Source organism: Micromonospora sp. NPDC093244 (genome assembly GCF_040683695.1).
Taxonomy (GTDB): domain Bacteria; phylum Actinomycetota; class Actinomycetes; order Mycobacteriales; family Micromonosporaceae; genus Micromonospora.
Map to the genome: position 1 here is coordinate 355838 of NZ_JBFBEO010000002.1, position 26373 is coordinate 382210.

A 26373-nucleotide genomic window follows, 5' to 3' on the forward strand; every position below is an offset into this window, starting at 1 on the left:
CAGGTGCTCGATGACCGACGGCTCCCCCGCCAGCCCCCACCGAACGCCCGGACCGCCCCCGGCGCTCGGCGATCCGGCACGGCTGCGCGCGCTCGCCGACACCGGGCTGGACGCCTTCCCGGACGAGGCGTTCGACCGCTTCGCCCGGCTGGTCAGCGACCTACTGGACGTCCCGGTCGCGCTGGTGTCCCTGGTCTCCGCCGACCGGCAGTTCTTCCCGGGCGCGGTCGGCCTGCCCGAACCCTGGTCGCAACGCCGGCAGACCCCGCTGAGCCACTCGTTCTGCCAACACGTGGTGGACATCGAGGTGCCGATGGTGCTCCCGGACGCCCGGCTCTACCCCCGGGTACGCACCAACCTCGCCATCGAGGACCTCGGGGTGGTCGCGTACGCCGGGATGCCCCTGACCGACCTCGCCGGCCGGGTGCTCGGCTCACTGTGCGCCATCGACAACAAGCCCCGCGCCTGGTCGGCGGCGCAGCTGCGGACACTTGCCGACCTGGCGGCCGCCTGCTCGTCGGAGCTGCGGCTGCGGATCGCGCTCGACGGCGCGCAGGAGGCCCGCCGGCGGGTCGTGCAGGCGCACGAACGGCTCGAGCTGCTGGCCGGTGTGAGCGAGACGCTTGCCGACACGCTGGACGTCGGTGTCGCGCTGCGTCGACTCGCCGACACCATGGTGCCGCTGCTGGCCGACTGGTGCCTGCTCACCCTGGTCGGGCCGACCGGTCAGCCCCGCGAGGTCGTCGCCGTGCACCGCGACCCGGAACGGACGGCCGACGTCGACCGCTTCGCCCAGCTGCTGCGTAGCGGCCTGAGCCAGGAGTCGGTCATCAGGGCGGTGCTGCGGACCGGCCAGCCCCGGCTCGGCAGCGTGGCGTCCCTGGCCGACGTGGGGCGCGGCACCACCGATCCGGAGATGGGCGCCATCGCCCAGCGGCTGGGCATCACCTCGTTCCTGAGCGTCCCGGTGCGCGCGGCGGGCGGCACCGTGCTGGGCGCCATCACCCTCGTCAACGCGGCCGACGGTCAGCAGTTCGACGACCGCGACCTGCTCACGGCCATCGACATCGGCCGCCGCGCCGGGCAGGCCATCGGCAACAGCTCGATGTACGGCGAGCAGCGGCACGTCGCCGAGGTCCTGCAACACAGCATGCTGCCGCGACTGCCCGCCGTGACCGAGCTGGAGCTGGCGGCCCGCTACCAGCCGGCGGCCGACCGGGTGGAGGTGGGCGGCGACTGGTACGACGCCTTCGTCCAGCCCGACGGGGATCTGATCGCGGCGATCGGGGACGTGGCCGGGCACGACATCGAGGCGGCGGCGACGATGGGCCAGCTGCGCAACCTGGTACGCGGCAACGCCTTCGGCCGGCCGGACGCGGTCGGGGAGCTGATGACCCACCTGGACGGCGCGATCCGGGGGCTGCGGCTGCCTATCGCGGCCACCGCCACGCTGGTCCGGATCTGCCCCCAACGCGCTGGTGTGCACGAGCTGACCTGGTCGAACGCCGGGCACCCGCCGGCCCTGCTGGTGCGCGCCGACGGCACCGTCGAAGCTCTCGAGGCGACACCGGAACCGCTGCTCGGCCTGGCCCGGCCGTCACGGCGGTCCAGCCACTCGGCCAGCCTGGCGACAGGCGACACGCTGCTGCTCTACACCGACGGGCTGATCGAGCGCCGGGACCGGTCGATCGACGACGGACTTGCCGAGCTGGCCAACCGGATCACCGGCACCGGCGGCGTGCCCCTGGACGAGCTGTGTGACCTGCTGCTCGCCTCGATCCAGCACCGGGAGGACGACACCGCGCTGCTCGCCGTACGGGCCCGGTGAGCGGTCCCGTCGGACGCCGTGCCCATCTGTCGGCCCCGGCCGGGCCTCCGGGAGGGATACCCTGGGCCGGGTGAGCGCCCGTCCCCCGTACCCTCGCGTCCGCCGCCTCCGGGCGGTCCTCGCGGCGTCCTGCGCGGCGCTGCTGTTCACCACCGGTTGCAGTTTCGGTGAGCCGGAGCCGGACCCGGCGGGTGAGCCGCCCAACCTGCCGACGCCGTCGACGTCGGCGAGCCCCGGCGGCGCCGACCGGCAGGCCGTGACGACGGTTCTCGCCAAGGGGCTGCGGGTGCCGTGGGGCATCGCCTTCCTGCCGGACGGCGGCGCGCTGGTCACCGAACGCGACAGCGGCCGGATCCTTCAGGTCGGCCCCGAGTCCGGGCCGGACGGCCTGCGGGTCCGGGTGGCGCAGACCATCACCGACGTGGCGGCGGCGGGTGAGGGAGGCCTGCTCGGCATCGCCGTCTCCCCCGGCTACGCCCAGGACCGGACGCTCTTCGTCTACTACACGACCGAGAAGGACAACCGGGTCGTACGGCTGCAACTCGGTGGGCAGCCGACGCCGATCCTCACCGGCATCCCGAAGGCCAACGTGCACAACGGCGGCGGGTTGGGCTTCGGCCCGGACGGGCAGCTCTACGTGAGCACCGGCGACGCCGGCGAGCGCCCCCTCGCCCAGGACACGAAGAGCCTCGGCGGCAAGATCCTGCGGGTCACCCGGGACGGCAAACCCGCCCCCGGCAACCCGTACCCCGGCTCCCCGGTCTGGTCTCTCGGGCACCGCAACGTGCAGGGCTTCACCTGGGACGCGGGCAAGCGGATGTACGCGGTCGAGTTCGGTCAGAACACCTGGGACGAGATCAACCAGATCACCAAGGGTGGCAACTACGGCTGGCCGCTTGTCGAGGGGCGGGCCGGTGACCGTAAGTACGTCGACCCGATCACCCAGTGGGCGACGTCGGACGCGTCCTGCTCCGGGCTGGCCGCCACGGACCGGCTGCTGGTCACCGGCTGCCTGCGGGGCAAGCGGCTGTGGGTGCTGGAGGTGACCGACACGGGCACGCTGCTCGGGCAGCCCAGCGAACTGCTCACCAACAGGTACGGCCGGCTGCGCGCGGTGGCCGCCGCGCCGGACGGCTCGCTGTGGGTGAGCACCTCGAACCACGACGGGCGGGGCGATCCGGCGGCCGACGACGACCGGTTGCTGCGTGTGGTGTTCGCCGGCGGCGACGGCGGTCGCAGCTGATCCTTCTCACCATCCGTTCAGGTTTGCCAAGATCTTCCGACGGGCAGGTCAGAATCTCAGCATGGACGGGCAGCGCGACGAGCAGCATGACGACACCGGAGGCCGGGCCGACGACCCGGTGACCGGTGCCGACCCGTCGCCGCCGGTGGGCGGGCGGCCCGGCCCGCTGCGGCGTACCGGGGTGATCCTCGCCGTCCTCGCCGTGGGCCTGGCCGGGGCGGTGCTCGGGGTGCTTGCCGGCGGGCACGTGGACACCGACATCGGGCCCTTCCGGGCCAACCTCGCCCTCACGCCGGCCAGCGCCGGCGGCACCACCGTCGACGTGCCGCCGCTCGGCGCGCTGCTGCTGGACAGCCACGACGGGCCGGTCCACCTCACCGTACGGCTGGGCGCGCTGGACCAGAGCCGCACCGAGGCGCTGCTCGACGACCCGGCCAGCATCAGCCGGGCCAGCCAGAGCGCCGTGGAGGACGTCCGTACCGGGGTGATGCGGCTCGGCCTGCGGACCCTCGCCTCGACGGTGCTCGTCACCCTGGTCCTGGCCGGGCTGATCTTCCGCAACGTACGGCGGACCGCGTGGGCGGGTGGGTTGGCGCTGCTCGTCACGGCCGGCAGCCTCGGCGCGGCGGCGGCGACCCTGCGGCCCCAGGCCATCGAGGAGCCCCGCTACGAGGGGCTGCTGGTCAACGCGCCGGCAATCGTCGGTGACGCCCGCCGCATCGCCAACGACTACACCAAGTACGCCGAGCAGCTGCAACGCCTGGTCGGCAACGTCAGCCAGCTCTACACGACCGTGTCGGCGCTGCCGGTGTACGAGCCCGCGCCCGGCACCACCCGGGTGCTGCACGTCTCCGACATGCACCTCAACCCGACCGGCTGGCAGCTGATCCGGACGGTGGTGGAGCAGTTCGGCATCGACGTGGTGATCGACACCGGCGACATCACCGACTGGGGCAGCGAACCGGAGGCGTCCTTCGTCGGCTCGATCGGCCTGCTCAAGAAGCCGTACATCTTCATCAGGGGCAACCACGACTCCGGCAAGACCGCCGCCGCCGTCGCCCGCCAACCGAACGCGATAGTCCTGAACAACTCGACGACGACGGTGGCCGGGCTGACCATCGCCGGCATCGGCGACCCCCGCTTCACCCCGGACAAGAACACCTCCCCGGCCGGCAGCGGCCTGACCCAGCAGGTCGCCGACCAGGTGATCGGCGCCGGCGAGCAGCTCGCCACCACTGTGCGCCGCGCACCCCGGCCGGTGAACATCGCGCTCGTACACGACCCGGCGTCGGCCGGGCCGCTCGCCGGCACCTGCCCGCTGGTGCTGGCCGGGCACACCCACGCGCGACAGATCTCCAAGCTCCCCGAGGCCCCCGGGCAGCAGCCCACCACCCTGATGGTGGAGGGCTCCACGGGCGGCGCCGGGCTGCGCGGCCTGGAGGGCGAGAAGCCGACCCCGCTGTCGATGAGCGTGCTCTACTTCGACCAGGACAAGATGCTCCAGGCGTACGACGACATCACCGTCGGCGGCACCGGTCAGGCCCAGGTCAACCTGGAACGGCACGTGGTGCAGACCCCGACAGCCGGCGCGCCCGCCTCGGTCACCCCGACCCCGACCCGCTGAGCGCGGGCCGGGTCGGGGGTCGACGGTCAGCGCAGGGCGATGGCGGCCAGCGCGGCGTTGACGATGCTGCCGGGCAGCAGGTCGTGCACCTCGTACAGCTCGGCGACGGTGCCTGACTGACCGAACTCGTCCACGCCCAGCGGCACCGCGGGAGCACCGAGCGCCGACCCGAGCCAGGCCATCGCGTGCGATGCGGCGTCGTGCACGGTCACCACCGGCACCCGGTCGGCGAACGCGGACCGCAGCGCGCCCGGCACGCTGGGCACGGTGGCCGTGCGCACGCCCTGACGCAGGGTGCGCTGCCACGCCCGGTAGAGCCGGTCCAGCGACGTCACGTCGACCACGTGCGCGGCGACGCCCTCCTCGGCCAGCTCGGCGGCCGCGGCCAGCACCTCGGGAAGCACCGCGCCGGACGCGGCGAGCTGCACCACAGGGGCGTCGGCCAGGTGCGGGTACGCCTGGTGCGCGTCGACGAGCCGGTACGCCCCGGCGACCACCTGCCGGCGCAGCACCGCGTCGCCGAGCCGGGCCCGGGCGGCCTCGAACGGCGCCTGGTCCAGTGGACGGGTGCTCAACCGGAAGTAGTACGCCCCGTCCTCGGCCGGCGCGGCGGTCGCCGCCGGGATCGACCCGCCGGCGATCTGCCCGAGCGCGTCGCAGAGCAGCCAGTCGAGGCTCGCCGCGTACGCCGGTTCGAGGAACGTCACGCCGGGCAGCTCCAGGCCTACCGAGGCGGTGATCGTGGACTGGTGGGCGCCGCCCTCCGGGGCCAGGGTGATGCCCGACGGGGTGCCCGCCACCACGAACCGGGAACCGGAGTACGTGCCGTACAGGAAGGCGTCCAGGCCGCGCAGCACGAACGGGTCGTAGACGGTCCCCACCGGCAGCAGCGGCTGCCCGGACAGGTCCCAGGACAGGCCGAGCTGGCCGAGCAGGAGGAACAGGTTCATCTCCGAGATGCCCAGCTCGATGTGCTGCCCGGCGGGGCTCTCGGTCCAGCGCAGCATCCGGTCCTCGGCCCAGGAACGCTGCTCGGTGGGTGCGAACACCCCGGTCTTGTTGATGAACCCGGCCAGGTTGGTGGAGGTGGCCACGTCCGGGGCGGTGGTGACCAGGTAGCGGCCGACCTCCCGGTCCCGGGCCAGGTCCACGAGCACCCGCCCGAAGACCTCCTGCGTGGAGATCGGCTTGTTGGCGCGTACTCCCGTGCTCTCCGGGACGGTGACCCCCAGCGCGCGCTCGCGCGGCGCGCGGGACAGCGCCTCCCGGCGGGCGCCGGCCCGGATGCCGGCCGGTGACGCCGGGTCGAGGCGGTCCCACTCGGTGTCGCGGGTCAGGCCCTGCGCGGCCCGCAACGTGTCCACCTGCTCGGTGCTGAGCAGCGCCGAGTGGTTGCGCGGGTTGCCGGCGATCGGCAGACCCCACCCCTTCACCGTGTACGCGAAGACGACGCTGGGCCGGTCGGTGACCGCGTCACACTGGGCGTACGCGTCGAGCATCGCGGACAGGTCGTGCCCGCCCAGGTCGGTGACGAGCGGGCCGAGGTCCTCGTCGGTGATGCCTTCCACGAAGGCAGCCACCTCGGCCGGAGCGCCGTCCAGGAACTGCTTGCGCAACACCTCGCCGTCCAGCCCGAACAGCGACTGGTACTGCTCGTTGGGCATCGCGTCGATCCAGTCGCGCAGCGCCCCGCCGCCCGGCCGGGCGTACGCCTCGGCGAGCCGGCGGCCGTACTTGACCTCCACGACGTGCCAGCCGGCGGCCTCGAACTGGCCCCGCCACTGGTTGATCCGGATACCGGGCACCACCCGGTCCAGCGACTGACGGTTGAAGTCGACGAGCCACATCACGTTGCCCAGGCCCGTGGTGGCCGGGTCGGCGACGGCCTCCCAGATGTTGCCCTCGTCCAACTCGGCGTCGCCGATCAGCGCCACGAACCGGGAGTGCGGTCGGGCCCCGAAGTGCGCGTCGACGTAGCGGCGGGTGGCGGAGGCGAACAGCGGCGCGGCCGCGCCCAGGCCCACCGAGCCGGTGGAGAAGTCCACCTCGTCGGGGTCCTTGGTGCGCGACGGGTACGACTGGAGGCCACCCCGGGCCCGCAGTCGGGGCAGGTAGGAGCGGTCCAGGTTGCCGAGCAGGTACTGGATCGCGTGGAACACCGGGGAGGCGTGCGGCTTCACGGCCACCCGGTCCTCGGCGTCCAGATGCGCGAACCACAGCGCGGTCATGGCGGTGACGAGGGAGGCGCTCGACGCCTGGTGACCGCCGACCTTCACCCCGTCGCCGGTGACCCGGTCGTGGTTGGCGGCGTCCACGATCCGGGTGGCAAGCCAGAGCACCCGTCGCTGGATCTCGTCGAGGACATCGAGGTCGTGCTGGTTCACGGTGACTCCATCCGGGCGTCGCCGTTGACGCCCAAGCAACGGGGGTGCAGGGGGTGCAAGGAAGGGCCCCTTCTTAACGCCTAATGCATAAGAAGGGGCCCTTCCTAACCGATCAGCCCTGGACGCCGAGGCGTTCCAGGATGAGCTCGCGGACGGTCTTCGCGTCGGCCTGGCCACGGGTCGTCTTCATGACCGCGCCGACCAGGGCTCCGGCCGCAGCCACCTTGCCGCTGCGGATCTTGTCGGCGATGCCGGGGTTGGCGGCGATCGCCTCGTCCACGGCGGCCGTCAGCGCGCCCGTGTCCGACACGACCTCCAGGCCCCGACTGGTCATGATCTCGGTGGGCGAACCCTCACCGTCGACCACGCCCTCCAGCACCGTACGGGCCATCTTGTCGTTCAGCTTGCCGGCGTCGACCAGACCCTGCAACTCGGCGACCTGGGCCGGGGTGGCCCCGATGTCGGCCAGCTCCACGCCCGTCTCGTTCGCCCGGCGGGACAGCTCACCAAGCCACCACTTGCGGGCCGCCGCCGGCGTGGTGCCGGCCGCCACGGTGGCCTCGATCAGCTCGACCGCGCCGGCGTTGAGCACCGACTGCATGTCCAGGTCCGACAGGCCCCACTGCTCCTGAAGCCGACGCCTGTGCACCCGGGGCAGCTCCGGCAGGGCGGCCTTCAACTCGGCGACCCAGGCCGGGTCTGGAGCGATGGGCACCAGGTCCGGCTCCGGGAAGTACCTGTAGTCGGTGGCCGTCTCCTTCGAGCGCCCCGGAGTGGTGTCACCGGTGTCCTCGTGGAAGTGCCGCGTCTCCTGGGTGATCCGGCCGCCCGCGTCCAGCACCGACGCCTGCCGCAGCATCTCGGAGCGGACGGCCCGCTCCACCGACCGCAACGAGTTGACGTTCTTCGTCTCGGTGCGGGTGCCCCACTCCTGCCCCGGCAGGTTGAGCGAGGTGTTCACGTCGCAGCGCAGCGAACCCTCCTCCATCCGCACGTCGGAGACCCCGAGGGTGCGGATCACGTCGCGCAGCTCGGCGACGTACGCCTTCGCCACGTCGGGCGCGAGCGCCCCGGTGCCCGCGATCGGCTTGGTGACGATCTCCACGAGCGGGATGCCGGCCCGGTTGTAGTCGACGAGCGACTCCGTCGCGCCGTGGATCCGGCCGGTCGCGCCACCGACGTGCAGCGTCTTGCCGGTGTCCTCCTCCAGGTGCACCCGCTCGATCTCGATCCGTACCGTCTCGCCGCCCACCTCGACGTCCAGGTAACCGTCGACGCAGATCGGCTCGTCGTACTGGCTGATCTGGAAGTTCTTCGGCATGTCCGGGTAGAAGTAGTTCTTCCGGGCGAAGCGGCACCACTCGGCGATCGAGCAGTTCAGTGCCAGACCGATCCGGATGATCGCCTCGATGGCCGCCTTGTTGGCCACCGGCAGCGACCCGGGCAGCCCCAGGCACACCGGGCAGACCCGGGTGTTCGGCTCGCCACCGAAGTCCGTCGGGCAGCCACAGAACATCTTGGTGTTCGTACCCAGCTCGACGTGGGTCTCCAGGCCGATCACCGGTTCGTAGCGCGCGACGACCTCGTCGTACGCGGGAAGCGTCGTCGTCATCTGGGCTCCTGCCTCACAGTGCCGGTGGGGTGAACGTGCCGACCGCGGACTCCAGCGCGGCCGCGACCCGGTACATCCGGTCGTCGGCCATCGTCGGGGCCATCACCTGAAGGCCGACGGGCAGCCCCTCGGAGAGGCCGCAGGGCACCGAGATGCCGGGCCCGCCGTACAGGTTCGTCGGAATGGTGTACAGGTCGGCCAGGTACATCTGGTACGGGTCGGCGGTCCGCGCGCCCATCGGGAACGCCACCGACGGCGTGGTCGGCGAGATCAGCGCGTCGACCTGCTCGAACGCGGCCGTGAAGTCCCGGGTGATGAGCGTCCGGACCTTCTGCGCCTGCCCGTAGTACGCGTCGTAGTACCCCGACGACAGCGCGTACGTGCCGATCATGATGCGGCGCTTGACCTCGGGGCCGAAGCCGGTCTCCCGGGTCAGCGACATGACCTCCTCCAGCGACCGGTTGCCGTCGTCGCCGACCCGCAGGCCGAACCGGACGCCGTCGAACCGGGCCAGGTTGGAGGAGCATTCGCTAGGCGCGATCAGGTAGTACGCCGGCAGCGCGTACGCGAACGTCGGGCAGGAGATCTCCACGATCTCCGCGCCCATCTTCGCCAGGGCGTCCACCGACTCGCGGAACGCCGTCATCACGCCCGGCTCGGCGCCCTCGCCGACGAACTCGCTGACGATGCCGAGCCGTACGCCTGTCAGGTCGCCCATCGCGCCGAGCTTCGCCGCCGCCACCACGTCCGGCACCGGCTGCGGGATCGACGTGGAGTCGCGCGGGTCGTGCCCGCCGATCACCTGGTGCAGCAGGGCCGCGTCGAGCACGTTCCGGGCGCACGGGCCGGGCGTGTCCAGCGACGAGGAGAACGCCACCAGGCCGTAGCGGGAGGTGCCGCCGTAGGTGGGCTTCGCGCCGACCGTGCCGGTGACGGCGCCGGGCTGGCGGATCGAGCCACCGGTGTCCGAGCCGATCGCCAGCGGCGCCTCGTACGCGGCAAGCGCGGCGGCGCTGCCACCACCCGAACCGCCCGGGATCCGGCTCAGGTCCCACGGGTTGTGCGTCGGCCCGTACGCCGAGTACTCCGTGGAGGAACCCATCGCGAACTCGTCCATGTTCGTCTTGCCGAGCATCACAGTGCCGGCTTCGCGCAGCCGCTGCACGATCGTCGCGTCGTACGGCGGGCGCCAGCCCTGCAGGATCTTCGACCCCACGGTGGTGGGCACGCCACGGGTGGCGAGCACGTCCTTCACTGCCACCGGCACACCCGCGAGCGGGCCCAGCTCCTCGCCTGCGGCCCGGCGCTCGTCCACGGCGTGGGCGGCGGCCAACGCGCCGTCGGTGTCCACGTGCAGGAAGGCGTGCACCCGGTCGTCGACGGCGGCGATCCGGTCCAGATGCGCCCGGGTCACCTCGACGGCGGAGGTTTCGCCGCCGGCGACCAGCGCGGCGATCTCCGTCGCGGTCAATCTGGTCAGGTCACTCATGAGGCCACATCCTCGCTCAGGATCCGCGGCACGCGGAAACGCTGGTCCTCGGCGTCCGGCGCACCCGACAGCACCTCCTGCGGAGTGAGGCACGGCGTGACGATGTCCTCGCGGAAGATGTTGGTCAGCGGCACCGAGTGCGAGGTCGGCGGGATGTCCGCGGCGGCGACCTCACCGACCTGGGCGACCGCCTGGAGGATCACGTCGAGCTGGCCGGCGAAGGTGTCCAGCTCCTCCTCGGTGACGGCGAGCCGCGACAGGCGCGCCAGGTGCGCGACCTCCTCGCGGGAGATGGCGGCCATCCGTGCCCCCTTCTGATGTCCTGCTGATCGGGCGGTGTGCCTGCCGCGCGGCGCGTACGGCGTGACGCGCGGTGACCGGAGCGAGTCTATTGTTCCGCCCCCTCCGCCGGCTGCTCGGGTGGGTCGGCGGGCGGGTCAGCGGGTCAGTCGACGACCCGCGTCCGGCTCCGGGCCGCCGCTGGGGCGGACCGGACGGTACCGGGCCAGCCAGGTGACCAGCTCCTCGGCGGGCATCGGCCGGGCGTAGAACCAGCCCTGGGCCGCGTCGCAGCCGGCGGCGTGCAGCATCCGCCACGTCCGCTCGTCCTCCACGCCCTCGGCGACCACCCGCAGCCCGAGGGCGCCCGCCAGCTCGATCATCGACCTGACGATCGCCGCGTCGTCGGCGTCGTCGGCCATGCCGAGCACGAACGAACGGTCCACCTTCACCTCGGACAGCGGCAACCGGCGCAGGTGCTGCAACGACGAGTAGCCGGTGCCGAAGTCGTCCAGGGCGATGGCCACGCCGATCCGGTGCAGCCGGGAGATGGTGGCCAGCACCCGGCGCGGATCGGCCATCAGCGCGCCCTCGGTGATCTCCAGTTGCAGTCGCTCGGCCGGCACCCCGTAGCGGGCCAGCCGGTCGGCTATCTGGTCGGCGATCTCACCGGTGTGCAGGTCACGGACGCTCACGTTGAGCGCCGCGCGCAACCCGATGCCGGCCGCCGACCACTTGGCGAGCTGCTCCACCACGTCGTCGACGACCCGGCGGGTGAGCAGCCGCATCACCGCGCTCTGCTCGGCGACCCGGATCAGCTCCTCGGGGTCGACCATGCCCCGGCGCGGGTGCCGCCACCGCAGCAACGCCTCGACGCCCACCACCTCACCTGTCGCGATGGCGATCTGCGGCTGGTAGTACATGGTGATCTCACCGGCGTCGTCGGCCGCCTCGCCGGTCGGGTGCGCCCACCCGGACGGCTCGGACGGCTGCGTCCCGCCGTCACCACGCGGCGCGGGACCGCCGCGCTCCGGCGCGGGCACCGCGCCACCGTTCCGGGGCCGCCGGCCGCCCCCGGAGTGCCGGTCCCGCACCGGACCGGAGCGGCTGCCGGGGACCAACGCACGGGCATTGCGCCCCCGGATCGGGTCGGCGCTCGTCGCGATCCGGTTAATCAGCTCGTCGGCGTGCACGAGGTCGGCGTCGGAGCGCCGGCGGCGACCCCACCAGCGGCCGCCGAGCCTCGGCGCCGTGGCGACCACCGGCGCCTGGTCCCCAGGCGACACGGCCCCGGTCGGCGCCCCGGCGGGCAGGGCCGCGCCGTCCCCGCCGCGCACCTCCGTCGCCGTGTCCAGGGGTACGTCGGACGCCTCGACCGGCACGGCCTCGCTCGCCTCGGATCGCGTCGACTCCGCCGGCTGGTCGCCTCCACCCGACCGGGCGTCGAACAGGTCGTCCGTCGACGGCCCCGCCTCCAGCACCCGACGCAGATCGGCCAGGAGACCGAGCCGCTCGGCGGAGTTGTGGTCGGACTCCGGGGCGTACACGGCGACCGTGTCGTTGCGGTGCTTCGCGTCGTACATCGCCACGTCGGCGTGGCGCATCAGGGTGGCGAAGTCCTCACCGTGCTCGGGGAACAGGGCGATCCCGATCGACCCGCCGACGTCCAGTGGCAGCCCGTCCAGCGGCACCGGCTCGGCGAGCGCCTCCACCACCCGGTCGGCCAGCTCACGCGCCTGACCCACATCGGTCAGACCGGTCATCACGACGGCGAACTCGTCCCCGCCGAGGCGGGCGACCATCTGCGGTCGCGGCTGAACGTCGGTGAGTCGGGCGCTGACCTCGACCAGCAGCCGGTCACCCACCGCGTGCCCGAGCGCGTCGTTGACGTTCTTGAAGCGGTCCAGGTCGATCAGGAGCAGCGCCAGGTGACCGTCGGGCTCACCACGGGCGGTCCGCTCGGCGTGCAGGTGCACCTGCTCCGCCACCTCGGTCAGCAGCGCCTTGCGGTTGGGCAGCCCGGTGAGCGGGTCGGCGGCCGCCAGGTGCTGCTGCTCGACGGTCAGCCGGGCCATCCGGTACACGGCGAAGAGCGGCACCAGCACCAGCGGAATCAGCGCCGCGCTGACCCGCGCGGCAGCGACAAGCACCGGCGCGAGCAGCAGCAACGAGCCGGTGGACAGCAGCTCGAAGCCGAGACCCTGCCGCAGGGTGGGCCACCACCGGTCACCGAAGCGCAGTCGTACCGCCCAGCTGACCAGCCCGTAGTTGACAGCGAACCAGGCCACCGTGGCGCCACCGACGGCGGCGACGTCGGTCCAGTGCAGCCGACCGCCGGAGAAGACCATGCCCGGCCCGAGCGCGAGGACGCCTGACGCGGCGGCGAGGGCGCAGGCGTACTGGCCGACGTTGAACGCCGTCCGCCACGGGGCGTGCCGCATCCGCCAACCGGACACGACGACCCCCACCGCCTGCACCGCCACCGCCGGGCCGAGGCCCCAGCCGAGCAGGATCGCGAAGGTGAAGCAGGTGGACGGGAAGACCGCCGACGTCTGCCGGCGCCCGGGAGGAACGAACGGGCGGGCGTCGCACACCACGGCGAGGGCTGCCATCGTCCAGAACGCCACAGGCAGCCGGGGCAGCTCGTCCGGGAGCGTCGCGAGTGGACCGGCGGCGGTCAGCGCGGCCACCGTCAGGATCCCACCGACGAAGGTGGCGAACGGCGCCACCCGACCAGGCGGGAGCGAGTTGCGCGGGTCGGCGACCTCCACCACACCTCCCGACCGACTGTCGACGTGCCCGTGCGCACGCCGTGACCCAATGAAACGCCCTCGGCCCCAGCTTTCCCGGTATGACAGTCACGAATCGGTCGTAGTCGTAATTAAGTTGGTATACGCGCCAGCGGCCGCATCCGACCCGCCGCGAGGTCAGCCCTCGACCCGGGCGACCTCCCGGGCCGCGTCGGGGCCGGCGTCCAGCAACAGCCGGAACCCGTCCTCGTCGAGCACCGGCACCTTGAGACTTGCCGCCTTGTCGGCCTTGGACCCGGGGTTGTCCCCCACCACCACGAAGCTCGTCTTCTTGGAGACCGACCCGCTGACCTTGCCACCCCGGCTCTGCACCGCCTCGGCCGCCTGATCACGGGAGAAACCGGCGAGGGTGCCGGTCACCACCACTGTCAGCCCCTCCAACGGGCGCGGCCCCTCGTCCACCGCCTCCTCGGCCATCCGTACGCCCGACTCGGCCCACTTGCGGACCACCTCGCGGTGCCAGTCCACCGCGAACCACTCCCGGATGCTCGCCGCGATGGTCGGCCCGACCCCGTCGACAGAGGACAGCTCCTCCTCGCTTGCCGCGTCGATGGCGTCCATCGAGCGGAAGTGCCGGGCGAGCGCCTGGGCCGCCGTCGGGCCGACGTGCCGGATGGAGAGCGCCACCAGCACCCGCCACAGGTCCCGCTCCCGGGCCACCGCGAGATTGTCAAGCAACTTCACCGCGTTGCTGCCCAGGCTGCCGTCCTTGTTGACGAAGAACGGGGACCGGGCCAGCTGCTCGGCATCGAGCTGGAAGAGGTCACCCTCGTCGGTGATGATCTCCGCGTCGAGCAGGGCGGCGGCGCCCTTGTAGCCGAGCACCTCGATGTCGAAGGCGCCCCGGCCGGCGAGGTGGAACACCCGCTCGCGCAGCTGCGCCGGGCAGCTGCGGGTGTTGGGGCACCTGATGTCGACGTCGCCCTCCTTGGACGGCGCGAGAGGCGTGCCGCAGGCCGGGCAGTTGGTCGGCATGACGAACGGCCGGGCGTCGGCCGGCCGCAGGTCGACCACCGGGCCGAGCACCTCGGGGATCACGTCGCCGGCCTTGCGCAGCACCACCGTGTCACCGATCAGCACACCCTTGCGCTCCACCTCGCGCGCGTTGTGCAGGGTGGCGAGCGCGACAGTGGAGCCGGCCACCCGCACCGGCTCCAGGACGGCGAACGGGGTGACCCGGCCGGTACGCCCCACGTTGACGTCGATGTCCAGCAGCTTGGTGGTCACCTCCTCCGGCGGGTACTTGAAGGCGATGGCCCACCTCGGCGCGCGGCTTGTCGACCCGAGCCGACCCTGGATCGAGACCGGATCGACCTTGACCACCACGCCGTCGATCTCGTGCTCGACGTCGTGCCGGTGCTCGGCGTAGTAGGCGATGTACTCCGCCACACCGGCCAGATCCGGAACCACCCGCCAGCGGTCGCTGGTCGGCAGCCCCCACGCCTTGAGCGCCGCGTACGACTCGGACTGCGCCGTGGGCTGGAACCCCCGACGGGCGCCGATGCCGTGCACCACGAGGCGCAGCGGTCGGGAGGCGGTGACCCGTGGGTCCTTCTGCCGCAGGCTGCCCGCCGCGGCGTTGCGCGGGTTGGCGAAGGGTGCCCGACCCTGCTCGACAAGCCCCGCGTTGAGGTCGGCGAACCCGGCGACCGGGAAGTAGATCTCGCCCCGGACCTCAAGCAACTCGGGGATGTCGGGATATTCGGCGCTGGGGGTGAGCTGCCCGGGCACGTCCCTGATGCTGCGCACGTTGGCGGTGACGTCCTCGCCGGTGCGCCCGTCACCCCGGGTGGCCGCGCGGACCAGCCGGCCCCCCTCGTAGGTGAGGTTGATCGCCAGCCCGTCGACCTTCAACTCGCACAGGTAGGGCACCGGGCCGCCGGCATCCCGCTCGACCCGCTCGGCCCACGCCGCCAACTCCTCGTCGGCGAAGGCGTTGTCGAGTGACAGCATCCGCTCGGCGTGGGTGACCGGGGTGAAGTCGGTGGAGAACGTGCCGCCCACCCGTTGGGTCGGGGAGTCGGGCGTACGCAGCGCCGGGAACTCCTCCTCCAGCGCCTCCAGCTCGCGCAACTGCCTGTCGAACTCGGCGTCGGCGATGGTCGGCGCGTCAAGCACGTAGTAGCGGTACTGATGTTCGGTCAACTCGCGGCTCAGGGTGGCGTGCCGTTCGCGCGCCTGCGGCGGCGGCTCCACGCCGGCCGCCGCCTCCTGAGCCGGGCTGACCTGCTGGCCGATCTGCTCCTCGGACACCCCGCCACCTTCGGACACGCCTGCGACCTCCCTGATCACGCTACTCCGGCACGGTATCGGGCCGGGGTGACAATCCGCCGGCCGCCCGCGCCTGTCGGAGCCCGGCCGTCCCGTGCCCACCGGACGCCGAGCGGCGCCACGGCCGCCGGGGCGCTGCCGGGCGCGGCAGGCCGCCGCGTGCGAGGATCGCCGGACGAAGCGGCAGGTGTCGCACGAGGAGGTACGCATGCGCGACGGTCTGCTCTGGGCGGCGGTGATCCTGCTGGCGGTGGCCGCCGGCTGGGCGTGGAACAGTTGGCGGCACCGGGTGGCGAACAGGCCTCCGAGCACCCGACCGGGTCGGGACACCCGCGGCAGTCGCCCCACCCCACCGCGTCCACGCGACGCCGGCCGACCCCGGCCGCGGTCGGGCGACAGCGACCGGGCCGGCGGCACTCCGGCAGCCGGCGAGATCTGGTGGGCGGACGTGCCGTACGCCGACGGCAGCGGATCGAAGGTGCGCCCCTGTCTCGTGCTGCGCGCCGACTCGCGGGGCGCCGACGTCCTGAAGATCACCAGCCAGGACAAGAGCGACAGGGACGACCACGTCCGGATCCCCACCCGGGACTGGGACCCCGGGGCCGAGCACGACAGCTACCTGAGCCTGACCGAGCCGATCCGGATCAGCTCGGCCGACTTCGCCGACCGTGCCGGCAGCTGCGACGCCGACCTGTGGCAGCAGGTCCGCGCGCTGCGCCACCTGCCCACCAGCTGACCGCCCCGGTCAGTCCCAGGCGGCGCCGAGGGTGGCGAGCTGGTCGGCGTACTCGATGCGGTCGGCCCACCCGGCCGGCCAGGCGGCCATCCCGGCCGCGGCGCCCACGAACGCGCCGGCCAGGGCGGCGATCGAGTCGGAGTCGCCGGCGGTGGTCGCACCCCGGGCCAGCGCCGATACCGGGTCGTCGGCGTGTCGTACGGCGCAGAGCAGCGCGGTTGCCAGCGCCTCCTCGGCAACCCAGCCCTCACCTGTGACCCGGCACGGGTCGCCCCCGTCGTCCGGCTGCTCCAGCGCCGCCGTCAGCCGACCCAGCACCGCCAGGCACCCGTCCCAGCCCTCGACGCTGAACGCCTCCGGGGAGCTGGCGCCCGCGCGCTGCCACAGGTCGCCCAGCCAACGCTCCTGATACACCCCACGCTGGGACCGCGCCCGCTCGACGAGGAGCGCGGGAAGCTCCGGCAGGGCGGCGCCGCCGCGCAGGGCGAGAACCGCGTACGCGGTCAGCTCACTGGCGGCCAGCCCGGTCGGGTGCCCGTGGGTCAGCCCGGCCTGCAACTGGGCCAGACCGGCGAGCGTGTCCGCGTCGACGTCGAGCAGCCCGACCGGGGTGACCCGCATGTTGGCCCCGCACCCCTTCGACCCGACGACTGTCGCCGCCTGCCAGGGCAGCCCGCGACCAAGCTCGGCGCAGGCCCGCAGGCAGGTCATCCCCGGGGCGCGGTTGTTGTCCGGACTGACCGACCAGGCCACGAAGCGTCGCCGCAGCAACGGCTCCACCGCCTCCGGGGTGAGCGACGGCGCCTCGTGCAGCGCCCACCCCACCGCCAACGCCATCTGGGTGTCGTCGGTGACCAGGGCCGGCTCGCCCGACAACTCCCGGGGACCCGTCGGGCCGTACCGGCGCTCGATCTCGGCCACGGACAGGAACTCGGTCGGCTTGCCCAGCGCGTCACCGTAGGCGAGGCCGAAGAAGGAGCCGGAGGCGCGCAGGGCGGAGGGAGGAGTCACGGCGGCCATGATGCCCGGCCGCCGCAACCCCGCCGGGGTCAGTCCCAGCAGAGACAGAACGGATGGCCGGCCGGATCCGCGTAGACCCGCCAGCCGTCACCCTCGCCGGGCAGCCGCCGGGCGCCCAGGGCGAGCGCCGCCTTCTCGGCGGCCTCGATGTCCTCGACAGTCACGTCGATGTGGAACTGCTGGGGCCGCTCCGGATCGGGCCAGGCCGGCGGACGCAGGTTGAGCGCCCGCTGGAACGCCAGCCGGGGCTGGTGCCCGGGTGGCCCGCCCAGCACCACCCACTCGTCGTCGGAGTCACCCTCGCCCAGAGGGATACCGAGCAACTCGGCGTAGAACGCCGCCAACCCCCGCGGGTCGGGGCAGTCGATCACCACTGAACGCAGCTGTCCAATCATGACCGTCATCCTGCCCACCGGGTACGACAGGAAAACGTCAGTCCTCGGTGAACCGCCGGCCGGCGTCCCGGCACGCCGCGAGCACCGCCCGGGCGTACTGCGGGGTGGCCCCGGCCAGGCCGCAGGCGGGTGTGACGACGACCTGCTCGGCGAGCTGCCGGCGAGGAAAGCCGAGGCGGTTCCAGAGCTGACGTACCCGGTCGGCCACCTGCGCGGAGGTCGGCGCGCCACCTGCCGACGGTGGCCGGGCCGACGCGGCCCCGGCCAGCAACCCGAGGCCGGCGTCGATGGCCTCGCCCAGCGGATCCAGGTCGGTCACCAGGTCGAGGTCGAGGGCCACCGCCACGGCGCCTGTGGAACGGATCAGCTCCAGCGGCACCTCCGGAGCGCAGCAGTGCACCACCGTCGGCACGCCGACCGCCTCGACGACAGTGCGCAGCAGGTCCGCCGCGTCCGTCGACTCCACCGCCCGGTACGCGCCCAGCCCACTCTCGGTCGGCACCCGCCCGGCCAGCACTGTCGGCAGTGACGGTTCGTCCAGTTGCAGCAGCACCGAGGCCCGGGGCAGCCGCCTGGCGACCGCCGCCACGTGTGCGCGCAGACCCTCGGCCAGGGAGCCGGTCAGGTCCCGGACCGCGCCCGGGTCGCGCAGCAGCCGGCCGCCGATCGGCAGCTCCAGCGAGGCGGCCAGGGTGAGCGGGCCACCGGCCTGCACCTTGATCGGGCCGGCGTACTCCTCGGCCTGCTCGGCCAGCTGGTCCAGGTCGCGTTCCATCAGGTCGCGGGAGCGCCGCAGGTCCCGCCCGGGGCGGGGAGCGACCCGCCACCGGCCCGCGTACAGCTCCACGGGCAGCTCGACCAGCATCCCGGCCGTACGGCCGATCAGGTCGGCCCCCGGACCACGGGCCGGCAACTCGGGCAGATGGGGCAGCGCGGGAAGCTCACCGAGGACCACTCTCTGCGCCTCGGCGATGTCGGTGCCGGGCAGCGAACCAATTCCGGTCGCCGCGCCAGCCGGCCAGGGCCACGCCTGATCTGTCACGGCCGAAGGCTATCCCGGTCCGGACGCGAGCCGTGCGGCGACCGGACGTTCAGCCGGCGATGGTGGCCGAGCCGAGGACCACGTCGCCGGCCGGGTCCGGCCGGTACGCCACGATGGCCTGACCGGCGGCGACACCGCGTACCGGCCGGCGCAGCTCGGCGTGCAGGAGGTCGCCGTCGAGGGCGACGGTTGCCGGCACCACGTCGCCGTGCGCCCGCAACTGCACCTCGCACTCCACCGGGGCGTCCGGGCGCGCGCCGCCGGTCCAGACCGGGCGGACGGCCCGGACCTCGGACACCTCCAACGCCTCGGCCGGGCCGACGGTCACCGTGTTGGTCTTCGGCGTGATGGACAGCACGTAGCGGGGCCGCCCGTCCGGCGCCGGCCGGTCCAGGTGCAGCCCCCGACGCTGACCCACCGTGTACGCGTACGCGCCGGTGTGGCTGCCCACCACCGCGCCGGTACTCGCGTCCACCACATCGCCGGGCGCCTCGCCGAGCCGGCCGGCCAGGAAGCCCCTGGTGTCGCCGTCGGCGATGAAGCAGATGTCGTGCGAGTCAGGCTTGTCGGCCACCGCCAGGCCCCGCTCGGCGGCCTCCGCGCGGACCTGCGCCTTCGTCGAGTCGCCGAGCGGGAACATCGACCGGTCCAGCTGCTCGCGGGTGAGCACGGCCAGCACGTACGACTGGTCCTTCGCCACGTCGACGCTGCGGCGCAGCAGCCCGTCCGGGCCGAGCCGGGCGTGGTGGCCGGTGACCACGGCGTCGAAGCCCAGGGCGACCGCCCGGTCCAGGACCGCCGCGAACTTGATCTTCTCGTTGCAGCGCAGGCAGGGATTGGGCGTACGACCGGCGGCGTACTCGGCCACGAAGTCGTCCACCACGTCCTCGTGGAACCTGTCGGCCATGTCCCAGACGTAGAACGGGATGCCGATGACGTCGGCGGCCCGACGGGCGTCGCGGGAGTCCTCCAGGGTGCAGCAGCCGCGCGCCCCGGTGCGGTAGGTCTGCGGGTTGCGGGCCAGTGCCAGGTGCACACCTGTCACGTCGTGCCCGGCCGCCGCCGCCCGCGCCGCCGCCACCGCCGAGTCAACCCCGCCCGACATCGCCGCCAGAACCCTCACCAGCCCACTCCCATCCCCCCGCGCGCCTTCGCCGTGCCCCGCACAAGCCTATCCGCCACCCCGAACCGCCCCGGTCTCCCGCCCACCCGGTCGCACCGGCGCGAGCGGGCTCCCCCGCTGGTCAGCGAGGGGTACGGGGTGCGGCGGCCCGGCGGGCTCGTTCGACCGCCGCCGGGAGGGCCGCGATGACGGCGTCGACGTCGGCCTGGGTGCTGGTGTGGCCGAGTGTGAAACGCAACGAGGAGCGGGCGCGGTCGTCGTCGGCGCCCATCGCCAGCAGCACGTGTGAGGGCTGCGCCACGCCGGCGGAGCAGGCCGAGCCCGTCGAACAGGCGATGCCGTGGGCGTCGAGCAGCAGCAGCAGGGCGTCGCCCTCGCAGCCGGGGAAGGAGAAGTGCGCGTTGCCGGGCAGCCTGTCGACCGGGTCGCCGTTGTAGATCACCTCGGGCACCGCCCGGCGGACCCGTTCGATCAGGTCGTCGCGGAGCGCGGCCACCCGGGCCGCGTACTCCTGCTGGCCCTTCACCGCCGCTTCCACGGCGACGGCGAAGGCGACGATGCCTGCGGTGTCGAGCGTGCCGGAGCGGACGTCGCGTTCCTGACCGCCGCCGTGCAGCAGCGGTGTGGCGGCCACGTCCCGGGCGAGCAGGAGAGCGCCCACGCCGGTCGGGCCGCCCAGCTTGTGCCCGGTGACGGTCAGCGCGGCGGCCCCGCTCGCGGCGAAGTCGACAGGCACCTGACCGACCGCCTGGATGGCGTCGGTGTGGAACGGCACGCCGTGTTCGGCGGCGACGGCGGCCAACTCGGTCACCGGCTGGACGGTGCCCACCTCGTTGTTCGCCCACATGGCGGTGACCACCGCCACCCGGTCGGCGTGCGCGGCCAACTCCGCGCGCAGTGTCTCCGGGTGGAGCCGACCGGCGTCGTCCACAGGCAGCAGGCCGAGTTCGGCGCCCTCGTGCTCGGCGAGCCAGTCGACCGCGTCCAGCACGGCGTGGTGCTCGACGGCGCTGGACACCACCCGCCGACGGTCCGAGCCGGCGTCCCGGCGGGCCCAGAAGATGCCCTTGACCGCCAGGTTGTCGCTCTCCGTGCCACCACCCGTGAAGATCACCTCGGACGGCCGGGCACCGAGAACGGCCGCCACCCGCTCGCGTGACTCCTCGACCCGGCGGCGGGCACGGCGACCCGCCGCGTGCAGGGAGGACGCGTTGCCGACCTCGCGGGCGGTGGCGACGTACGCCTCCAGTGCCTCGTCGAGCATCGGAGTCGTCGCCGCGTGATCCAGGTAAGCCATCACCGTTCAGCCTACGGCCGAGGGGTCGGGATGCGGAGGGCGGAGGGGCCCTGTGCGCGAGCGGTCGGGGTGGGTCTCCCCACCCCGACCGCTCGCGACCACGCACCCGCTCAGGCGGGCACCGCGGTGACGACGATGTTGTCGCGGTACTTACGGGCCTTGGCGTCGAACGGCCCACCGCAGGTGATCAGGGTCAGTCGCGGCTTGCCGTCCCGGGCGAAGTAACGGTCCAACGGGATCTTGGTCTTGTCGTACTCCTCCCGGGCCACGACCCGGTACTTGCGGGCCTTGCCGTCGCTGCCGGTCGCCGTCAGGGTGTCGCCCTGGTCGAGTTCCCGCAGCCGGAAGAACGCGCCCTTGCCCTGCTGGGCGCTGTCCACGTGACCGGCGATGACCACCGAGCCGGCGCCCGCCTCCAGGCCGGGGCCGTACCGGTACCAGCCGATCTTGTCGACGCTCGGCGGCACCTCGAACTCGTTGGTCCGCTTGTTGATGCCCACCGCGTTGATCGTGGCGGTGACGTCGATCGCCGGAATCGCCAGCCGGACCGGCGGGACGATCTCCGCCCCGGCCGGCAGCTCCCCGGCGGTCACCGGGACCGACTGGCCCTCGGCCGCGCTGGCCGACGGGGTCGGGGTGGCGGTTGCGAGGTTGGCCGCCTCGTCGGCGCCCACGTCCCCGGCCGGCTGGGAGCCGCACGCCACGAGCGTGGCGACGGTGAGCGCGGCAACGCCGGCGGCCAGGGCCGCCAGCGCGCCGCGGTTGCGCACCGTCACTTGCGGCCGGTCCGCGCGGTGGCCATCCGCACCCCACCGCCGAGCAGCAGGAGCACGCCGGCGCCGGTGAGCACGTACCACCAGGTGTTCACGCCCGTGCCGGCCTGGCCGCCGTCACCGCTGGGCACGCCACCCGGGGCGGAGTGCAGACCGGTGATGGTCTGGGCGACCACGTCGAGGGTCTTGCCCTCGGCGGAGCCGATCGCGTAGACGATCGTCGCGGTGCCCTCCTTGAGGTTGAGGTCGGCCGGGCCGATGGCCACGGTGTCGGTGCCGGCCAGCACCACGTCCGCCTTCACGTTGCCCGCGTCGACGTCACCCTTGGCCTCGTTCGGGTTGGTGAGGTTCTTGAAGACCGGGGTGCCACCGGCGCGCACGTCCACCTCGGGGGCGGCGGCGGTGTGCCGGACGATCAGCCGGGCCTTACCGGCGTCGACCTTGGAGACGTCGTTCACGAACGGGGTGATCTTCGGCTGGCCGGCGGCGTCGAGGTGCGCGGCGATGCTGATGTTCGCCCCACCCGGCACCGCAGCGTTGTCGACCTTGAGGATCGCGCTGCCGACCGGCTCGCCCGGCTTGGTCAGCGCGATGTCGTAGTCGCCCTCCTCCAGGTTCAGCGGGCCGGCCACGTCACCGGGCTTGAAGTTGTCGAGCGTCTTCTTGCCGTTGACGTACACGTCGACAGGGGTGTCCGGGATGCCGTGCACGACGGAGACCTTCGACGTGGCGGCGTACGCGGGGGTGGCGGTGAACGCGCCGACGCCGGCGAAGGCCAGCGCGGCGACGGCGCCGCCCGCGGCGACCCGACGGAAGTACGAGAGCTGCATGTCTGCCTCCTGGTGATTACTGCTGATTCGTCAGGCCTGGCTTGCAGAACGGGTTACGCCGGCTCCGAGGCGGACGGATGCGCCCGGACGCACTTTTCTTTTTCGGTCTCGTCCGCATCCAGATCGATGCCGAAAGACGAAGAGCAGGTGAGATGACATCGACCGGGAAAGTGGGGCGGAGGCTGTGGCAGCTACAGTCGGGTATGCCCCATCGAAGGCGAGCCGCCTGATGACGGCGCCACCCCAGAATCCAGACCCTCCGGTGGACGACACAGCCCTCCGGTTCCGCGCTGGCGACGAGGCGGCGCTGCGCGAGGCCTACGACCGTTACGGCCGCGCCGTGCTGCACCTGGCCACCACCATGCTGGCCAACCGCGCCGACGCCGAGGACGTGACCCAGGCGACATTCGTCGCCGCCTGGCTGGGAAGGGACACCTTCGATCCAGCCAAGGGGTCGCTGATCGGCTGGCTGCTCGGCATCGGTAGGCGCAAGGTGATCGACCGGATGCGGGCCTCGGCCCGGGAGACCCGGGTGGCCGAGACGGTCCGCCAGCTGCCCGAGCCGGCGCAGACGGGCCCGGACCCCGACCGGGTGGTGGACCGGCTGGTCATCGCCGACGAGCTGGCCCGACTCCCGGACGACCAACGGCGCATGCTGGAGTTGGCGTTCTACGACGACCTGACACACCAGCAGATATCGGCGGTGACAGGCGTACCGCTGGGCACTGTGAAGAGTCATATCCGGCGCGGCATGGCGAGCTTGAAACGCAGATGGGAGGTGGACGGTGCAGCACCTGGACCACGACCGGCTGGTCTTTCTGGCGCTCGGTGAGAGCGAGGCGGACAACGGCGAGAGCACCCACCTCGACACCTGCGCGCACTGCCGGGCGGAGATGGCGACGCTCCAGCAGGTCGCCGGCCTCGGCGCCGAGACGCAGGGCCTCGCCGACCTGCCCGACCCGCCGGAGCACATCTGGCAGGGCATCGCGGCGGAGATCAGAGCAGCGGAAGCCCTGCCGTCGCTCTCCGACTCCCGCCGGCAACAGGTGCCTGAGCAGGCGAACAGCACGACGGCCGAGCCGGCCACCCGCACGACGGTCACCCGCCTGGATTCGGCGGGCCGGTCCCGCCGGGGCCGGGGCTGGTCCCGCTGGGCGTCGGTCGCGGTGACCGCGGCGGCCGCCGCGGCGGTCGGTGTGGTGGGGACGGCCTCCGTACTGCGCTCGGACGACCCGACTCCCGCTCCGCCGCAGGCGGTGGTGGCCCGCGCGCCACTCGCGGCGTACGGATCGACACCGCCGGCGGCCACTGGTGACGCCCGGGTTCTGCAGGACGGCCAACTGTATCTGCATGTGGCGAATCTCCCGAGCGTCCCGGGGTACTACGAGGTCTGGCTCATCAACCCGACGACGATGGAGATGTTCTCGGTCGGCACCCTGGGGGGCGGCTCCGATGCTCTGCTGCCGCTGCCCCCGAACGTCGACCTCAAGACCTACTCGGTGGTCGACGTCTCCGCCGAGCAGTTCGACAACAACACCCGCCACTCCGGCGACAGCCTGCTGAGGGGCACCCTGACGGGCTGATCGGTGGGCCGGCTCAGCTCCCCGGCCCGCCGATCAGCTCCCTCGTTGGAAAAGGCGGTGGCCGCCCCGACACGTCGGGGCGGCCACTGTCGCGCAGGGGGTCACTTACGCTTGCGGATCTCCTCGGCGGCCTGCGGGACGATCTTGAACAGGTCGCCCACCACGCCGAAGTCGGCCAGCTCGAAGATCGGCGCCTCGCCGTCCTTGTTGACCGCGACGATGGTCTTCGAGGTCTGCATGCCGGCCCGGTGCTGGATGGCACCGGAGATGCCCAGTGCCACGTAGAGCTGCGGGGAGACCGTCTTGCCGGTCTGACCCACCTGGAACTGGTGCGGGTAGAAGCCGGAGTCGACGGCTGCGCGGGACGCGCCCACGGCGCCGCCGAGCAGGTCGGCCAGCTCCTCGACCAGCTTGAAGTTGTCGGCGTTGCCGACACCGCGGCCGCCGGAGACGACCACGCCGGCCTCGGTCAGCTCGGGGCGGGAGCCCTTCTGCTCGGCGACCCGCTCGACGACCCTGGCCAGCTTGTCGGTGTCGGTGACCGACACGGTGAGCTGCTCGATCGCCGGGGTGGCGGCGGCCGGGCTCGGGGTGAGCGAGTTGGGTCGCACGGTGACCAGCGGCAGGCCCTTGGTGACCTTGGACTTGACGATCGTGGAACCGGCGAAGGCCACCTGGGTGGCGGTGCCGTCGGCGTCCAGGCCGACGACGTCGGTCAGGATGCCGTTGTCCAGCTTGACGGCGAGGCGGGCGGCGATCTCCTTGCCCTCCTGAGCCGACGCCAGCAGCACGGCCGCCGGCTGCACCCGCTGGACCAGCTCGGCCAGCACGGTGGCCTTGGGGGCCACCAGGTAGCCGTCGATCTCGTCACCCTCGGCGGCGTAGATCTTCTCCGCGCCGTACTCGCCCAGCTTGCCGCTCAGCGCCTCGGCCGCGCCGGCGCCGCCGAGCACGACCGCGCTGGGCGTACCCAGCTCACGGGCGAGGGTGAGCATCTCCAGGGTGACCTTCTTGACGCCGAATTCCTTGGTGGCTTCGACGACGACGAGAACCTCAGACATGTCCAGACCCGCTCTCACACGAACTTCTCGGTGGCGAGGAACTCGACCAGCTTGACGCCGCCCTCGCCCTCGTCGGTGATCTTGGCGCCGCCGGAGCGCGGCGGACGCTTGGAGTGTTCGACCACGGCGCTGGTGGCGCCGTCGAAGCCCACCTCGGTCGGCGCGACGCCGAGGTCCGCCAGGGAGAAGGTCTGCACCGGCTTCTTCTTGGCGGCCATGATCCCCTTGAACGAGGGGTACCGCGGCTCGTTGATGGTGTCCCAGACGGAGACCACGGCCGGCGTGGAGGCGGTGACGACCTCGTAGCCCTCCTCGGTCTGCCGCTCGACGGTGAGCGTGCCGCCGTCGACGGTGAGCTTGCGGGCGCCGGTGAGCGCCGCGACACCGAGCCGCTCGGCGATCATGTGCGGCATGACCTGGACCCGGCCGTCGGTGGACTCCGCGCCGCAGATCACCAGGTCGGCGTTGAGCTGACCGAGCGCGGCGGCGAGCACCTTCGAGGTGGCCACCGCGCAGGACCCGTGCAGGGCGTCGTCCACCACGTGAACGGCCTTGTCGGGGCCCATGGAGAGCGCCTTGCGGATCGACTCGGTCGCCCGGTCCGGACCCATGGTCAGGACTGTGACCTCGCCACCGTGCGCCTCCTTGATCTTCAGCGCCTCCTCGATGGCGTACTCGTCCATCTCATTGATCACGTTGTTCGCCGAACCACGGTCGACGGTGTTGTCGTCTTTGCGCAGGTTGCGGTCCGCGCCCGAATCAGGCACCTGCTTGACGAGTACGACGATATTCATCGCGCTTCGACGACCCTCCTGTGTGGTGATGCGATTTCGCTCGCCCGGTCTGGGCCGCAGCCTCGCGCGTCGGTCGACGCCTGGTCAACCGCGGGCTGTTGTGCGGTTGCCCACGACGCCATGTTACCTGCCAGTAGGTTGCGGCTCCCGGGCACTCAGAGTGACACAGCTCACCGACA

General features: G+C 72.7%; 21 protein-coding genes. 6 read left to right on the forward strand and 15 right to left on the reverse strand.

The window, feature by feature from the left end; genetic code table 11:
• The first annotated feature begins 10 nt into the window (after nt 1–10).
• From AB0N27_RS11645 to AB0N27_RS11655, 3 genes are all read left to right on the forward strand, one after another.
• A complete protein-coding gene (locus tag AB0N27_RS11645) occupies nt 11–1828 on the forward strand; it encodes a SpoIIE family protein phosphatase (protein WP_364367066.1) in 1818 nt (605 codons plus the stop codon).
• Between the two features lie 70 nt (nt 1829–1898).
• A complete protein-coding gene (locus tag AB0N27_RS11650) occupies nt 1899–3071 on the forward strand; it encodes a PQQ-dependent sugar dehydrogenase (RefSeq protein ID WP_364367069.1) in 1173 nt (390 codons plus the stop codon).
• Between the two features lie 61 nt (nt 3072–3132).
• Nucleotides 3133–4695 (forward strand): metallophosphoesterase, encoded by a 1563-nt coding sequence (locus tag AB0N27_RS11655; RefSeq protein ID WP_364367072.1) that lies wholly within the window; start codon nt 3133–3135, stop codon nt 4693–4695.
• Between the two features lie 26 nt (nt 4696–4721).
• Here the strand turns inward: AB0N27_RS11655 and AB0N27_RS11660 are convergent, their stop codons facing one another.
• The 6 genes from AB0N27_RS11660 to ligA form a co-directional block, all read right to left on the reverse strand.
• On the reverse strand, nt 4722–7079 hold the full coding sequence (locus tag AB0N27_RS11660; RefSeq protein WP_364367075.1) for a pyruvate dehydrogenase: 2358 nt from the start codon (nt 7077–7079) through the stop codon (nt 4722–4724).
• Nucleotides 7080–7191: 112 nt separating this feature from the next.
• On the reverse strand, nt 7192–8691 hold the full coding sequence (gene gatB, locus AB0N27_RS11665) for an Asp-tRNA(Asn)/Glu-tRNA(Gln) amidotransferase subunit GatB (protein ID WP_364367078.1): 1500 nt from the start codon (nt 8689–8691) through the stop codon (nt 7192–7194).
• A gap of 13 nt (nt 8692–8704) precedes the next feature.
• Nucleotides 8705–10180, reverse strand: a complete 1476-nt coding sequence (gene gatA, locus AB0N27_RS11670; protein ID WP_364367080.1) for an Asp-tRNA(Asn)/Glu-tRNA(Gln) amidotransferase subunit GatA — start codon at nt 10178–10180, stop codon at nt 8705–8707.
• On the reverse strand, nt 10177–10482 hold the full coding sequence (gene gatC, locus AB0N27_RS11675) for an Asp-tRNA(Asn)/Glu-tRNA(Gln) amidotransferase subunit GatC (RefSeq protein ID WP_364367083.1): 306 nt from the start codon (nt 10480–10482) through the stop codon (nt 10177–10179). Before gatC ends, gatA begins: the two co-directional genes overlap by 4 nt.
• 135 nt (nt 10483–10617) lie before the next feature.
• The gene (locus AB0N27_RS11680) at nt 10618–13230 is read right to left on the reverse strand and encodes an EAL domain-containing protein (RefSeq protein WP_364367086.1); all 2613 of its coding nucleotides are present in this window, start codon (nt 13228–13230) and stop codon (nt 10618–10620) included.
• A 156-nt stretch (nt 13231–13386) separates the two neighbouring features.
• Nucleotides 13387–15522 carry an NAD-dependent DNA ligase LigA gene (ligA, locus tag AB0N27_RS11685; RefSeq protein WP_364367089.1) on the reverse strand — a complete coding sequence of 712 codons (2136 nt, stop codon included), beginning with the start codon at nt 15520–15522 and terminating at the stop codon, nt 13387–13389.
• Nucleotides 15523–15748: 226 nt separating this feature from the next.
• On the opposite strand from ligA, the gene AB0N27_RS11690 reads away from it, so the two are divergent.
• A complete protein-coding gene (locus AB0N27_RS11690; protein WP_364367092.1) occupies nt 15749–16276 on the forward strand; it encodes a type II toxin-antitoxin system PemK/MazF family toxin in 528 nt (175 codons plus the stop codon).
• A 9-nt stretch (nt 16277–16285) separates the two neighbouring features.
• On the opposite strand, the gene AB0N27_RS11695 is transcribed toward AB0N27_RS11690, so the two are convergent.
• The 7 genes from AB0N27_RS11695 to AB0N27_RS11725 form a co-directional block, all read right to left on the reverse strand.
• Nucleotides 16286–17296 (reverse strand): ADP-ribosylglycohydrolase family protein, encoded by a 1011-nt coding sequence (locus AB0N27_RS11695; protein WP_364367094.1) that lies wholly within the window; start codon nt 17294–17296, stop codon nt 16286–16288.
• Between the two features lie 29 nt (nt 17297–17325).
• A complete protein-coding gene (locus AB0N27_RS11700; RefSeq protein WP_364367097.1) occupies nt 17326–17691 on the reverse strand; it encodes a VOC family protein in 366 nt (121 codons plus the stop codon).
• A gap of 37 nt (nt 17692–17728) precedes the next feature.
• Nucleotides 17729–18733, reverse strand: coding sequence for a methionine synthase (locus tag AB0N27_RS11705; RefSeq protein ID WP_364367100.1), 1005 nt, complete (start codon nt 18731–18733; stop codon nt 17729–17731).
• A 49-nt stretch (nt 18734–18782) separates the two neighbouring features.
• Nucleotides 18783–19856, reverse strand: a complete 1074-nt coding sequence (mnmA, locus tag AB0N27_RS11710; protein WP_364367103.1) for a tRNA 2-thiouridine(34) synthase MnmA — start codon at nt 19854–19856, stop codon at nt 18783–18785.
• A gap of 121 nt (nt 19857–19977) precedes the next feature.
• Nucleotides 19978–21153, reverse strand: a complete 1176-nt coding sequence (locus AB0N27_RS11715) for a cysteine desulfurase family protein (RefSeq protein ID WP_364367106.1) — start codon at nt 21151–21153, stop codon at nt 19978–19980.
• A 110-nt stretch (nt 21154–21263) separates the two neighbouring features.
• Entirely contained in the window at nt 21264–21929 is a 666-nt protein-coding gene (locus AB0N27_RS11720) for a class F sortase (RefSeq protein WP_364367109.1), read from the reverse strand.
• Nucleotides 21926–22756, reverse strand: a complete 831-nt coding sequence (locus tag AB0N27_RS11725) for a DUF4397 domain-containing protein (protein WP_364367112.1) — start codon at nt 22754–22756, stop codon at nt 21926–21928. The genes AB0N27_RS11720 and AB0N27_RS11725 overlap by 4 nt, the downstream gene beginning before the upstream one ends.
• Before the next feature lie 229 nt (nt 22757–22985).
• Here AB0N27_RS11725 and AB0N27_RS11730 point away from each other — a divergent pair, with 229 nt between their 5' ends.
• The gene (locus AB0N27_RS11730; RefSeq protein WP_364367115.1) at nt 22986–23588 is read left to right on the forward strand and encodes an RNA polymerase sigma factor; all 603 of its coding nucleotides are present in this window, start codon (nt 22986–22988) and stop codon (nt 23586–23588) included.
• Nucleotides 23542–24339: an anti-sigma factor gene (locus AB0N27_RS11735; RefSeq protein ID WP_364367118.1), complete on the forward strand. Its 798-nt coding sequence runs from the start codon at nt 23542–23544 to the stop codon at nt 24337–24339. Before AB0N27_RS11730 ends, AB0N27_RS11735 begins: the two co-directional genes overlap by 47 nt.
• A gap of 101 nt (nt 24340–24440) precedes the next feature.
• Here the strand turns inward: AB0N27_RS11735 and AB0N27_RS11740 are convergent, their stop codons facing one another.
• Entirely contained in the window at nt 24441–25400 is a 960-nt protein-coding gene (locus AB0N27_RS11740; protein ID WP_364367121.1) for an electron transfer flavoprotein subunit alpha/FixB family protein, read from the reverse strand.
• A 14-nt stretch (nt 25401–25414) separates the two neighbouring features.
• Nucleotides 25415–26194 (reverse strand): electron transfer flavoprotein subunit beta/FixA family protein, encoded by a 780-nt coding sequence (locus AB0N27_RS11745; RefSeq protein WP_364367124.1) that lies wholly within the window; start codon nt 26192–26194, stop codon nt 25415–25417.
• Between the last annotated feature and the right edge of the window lie 179 nt (nt 26195–26373).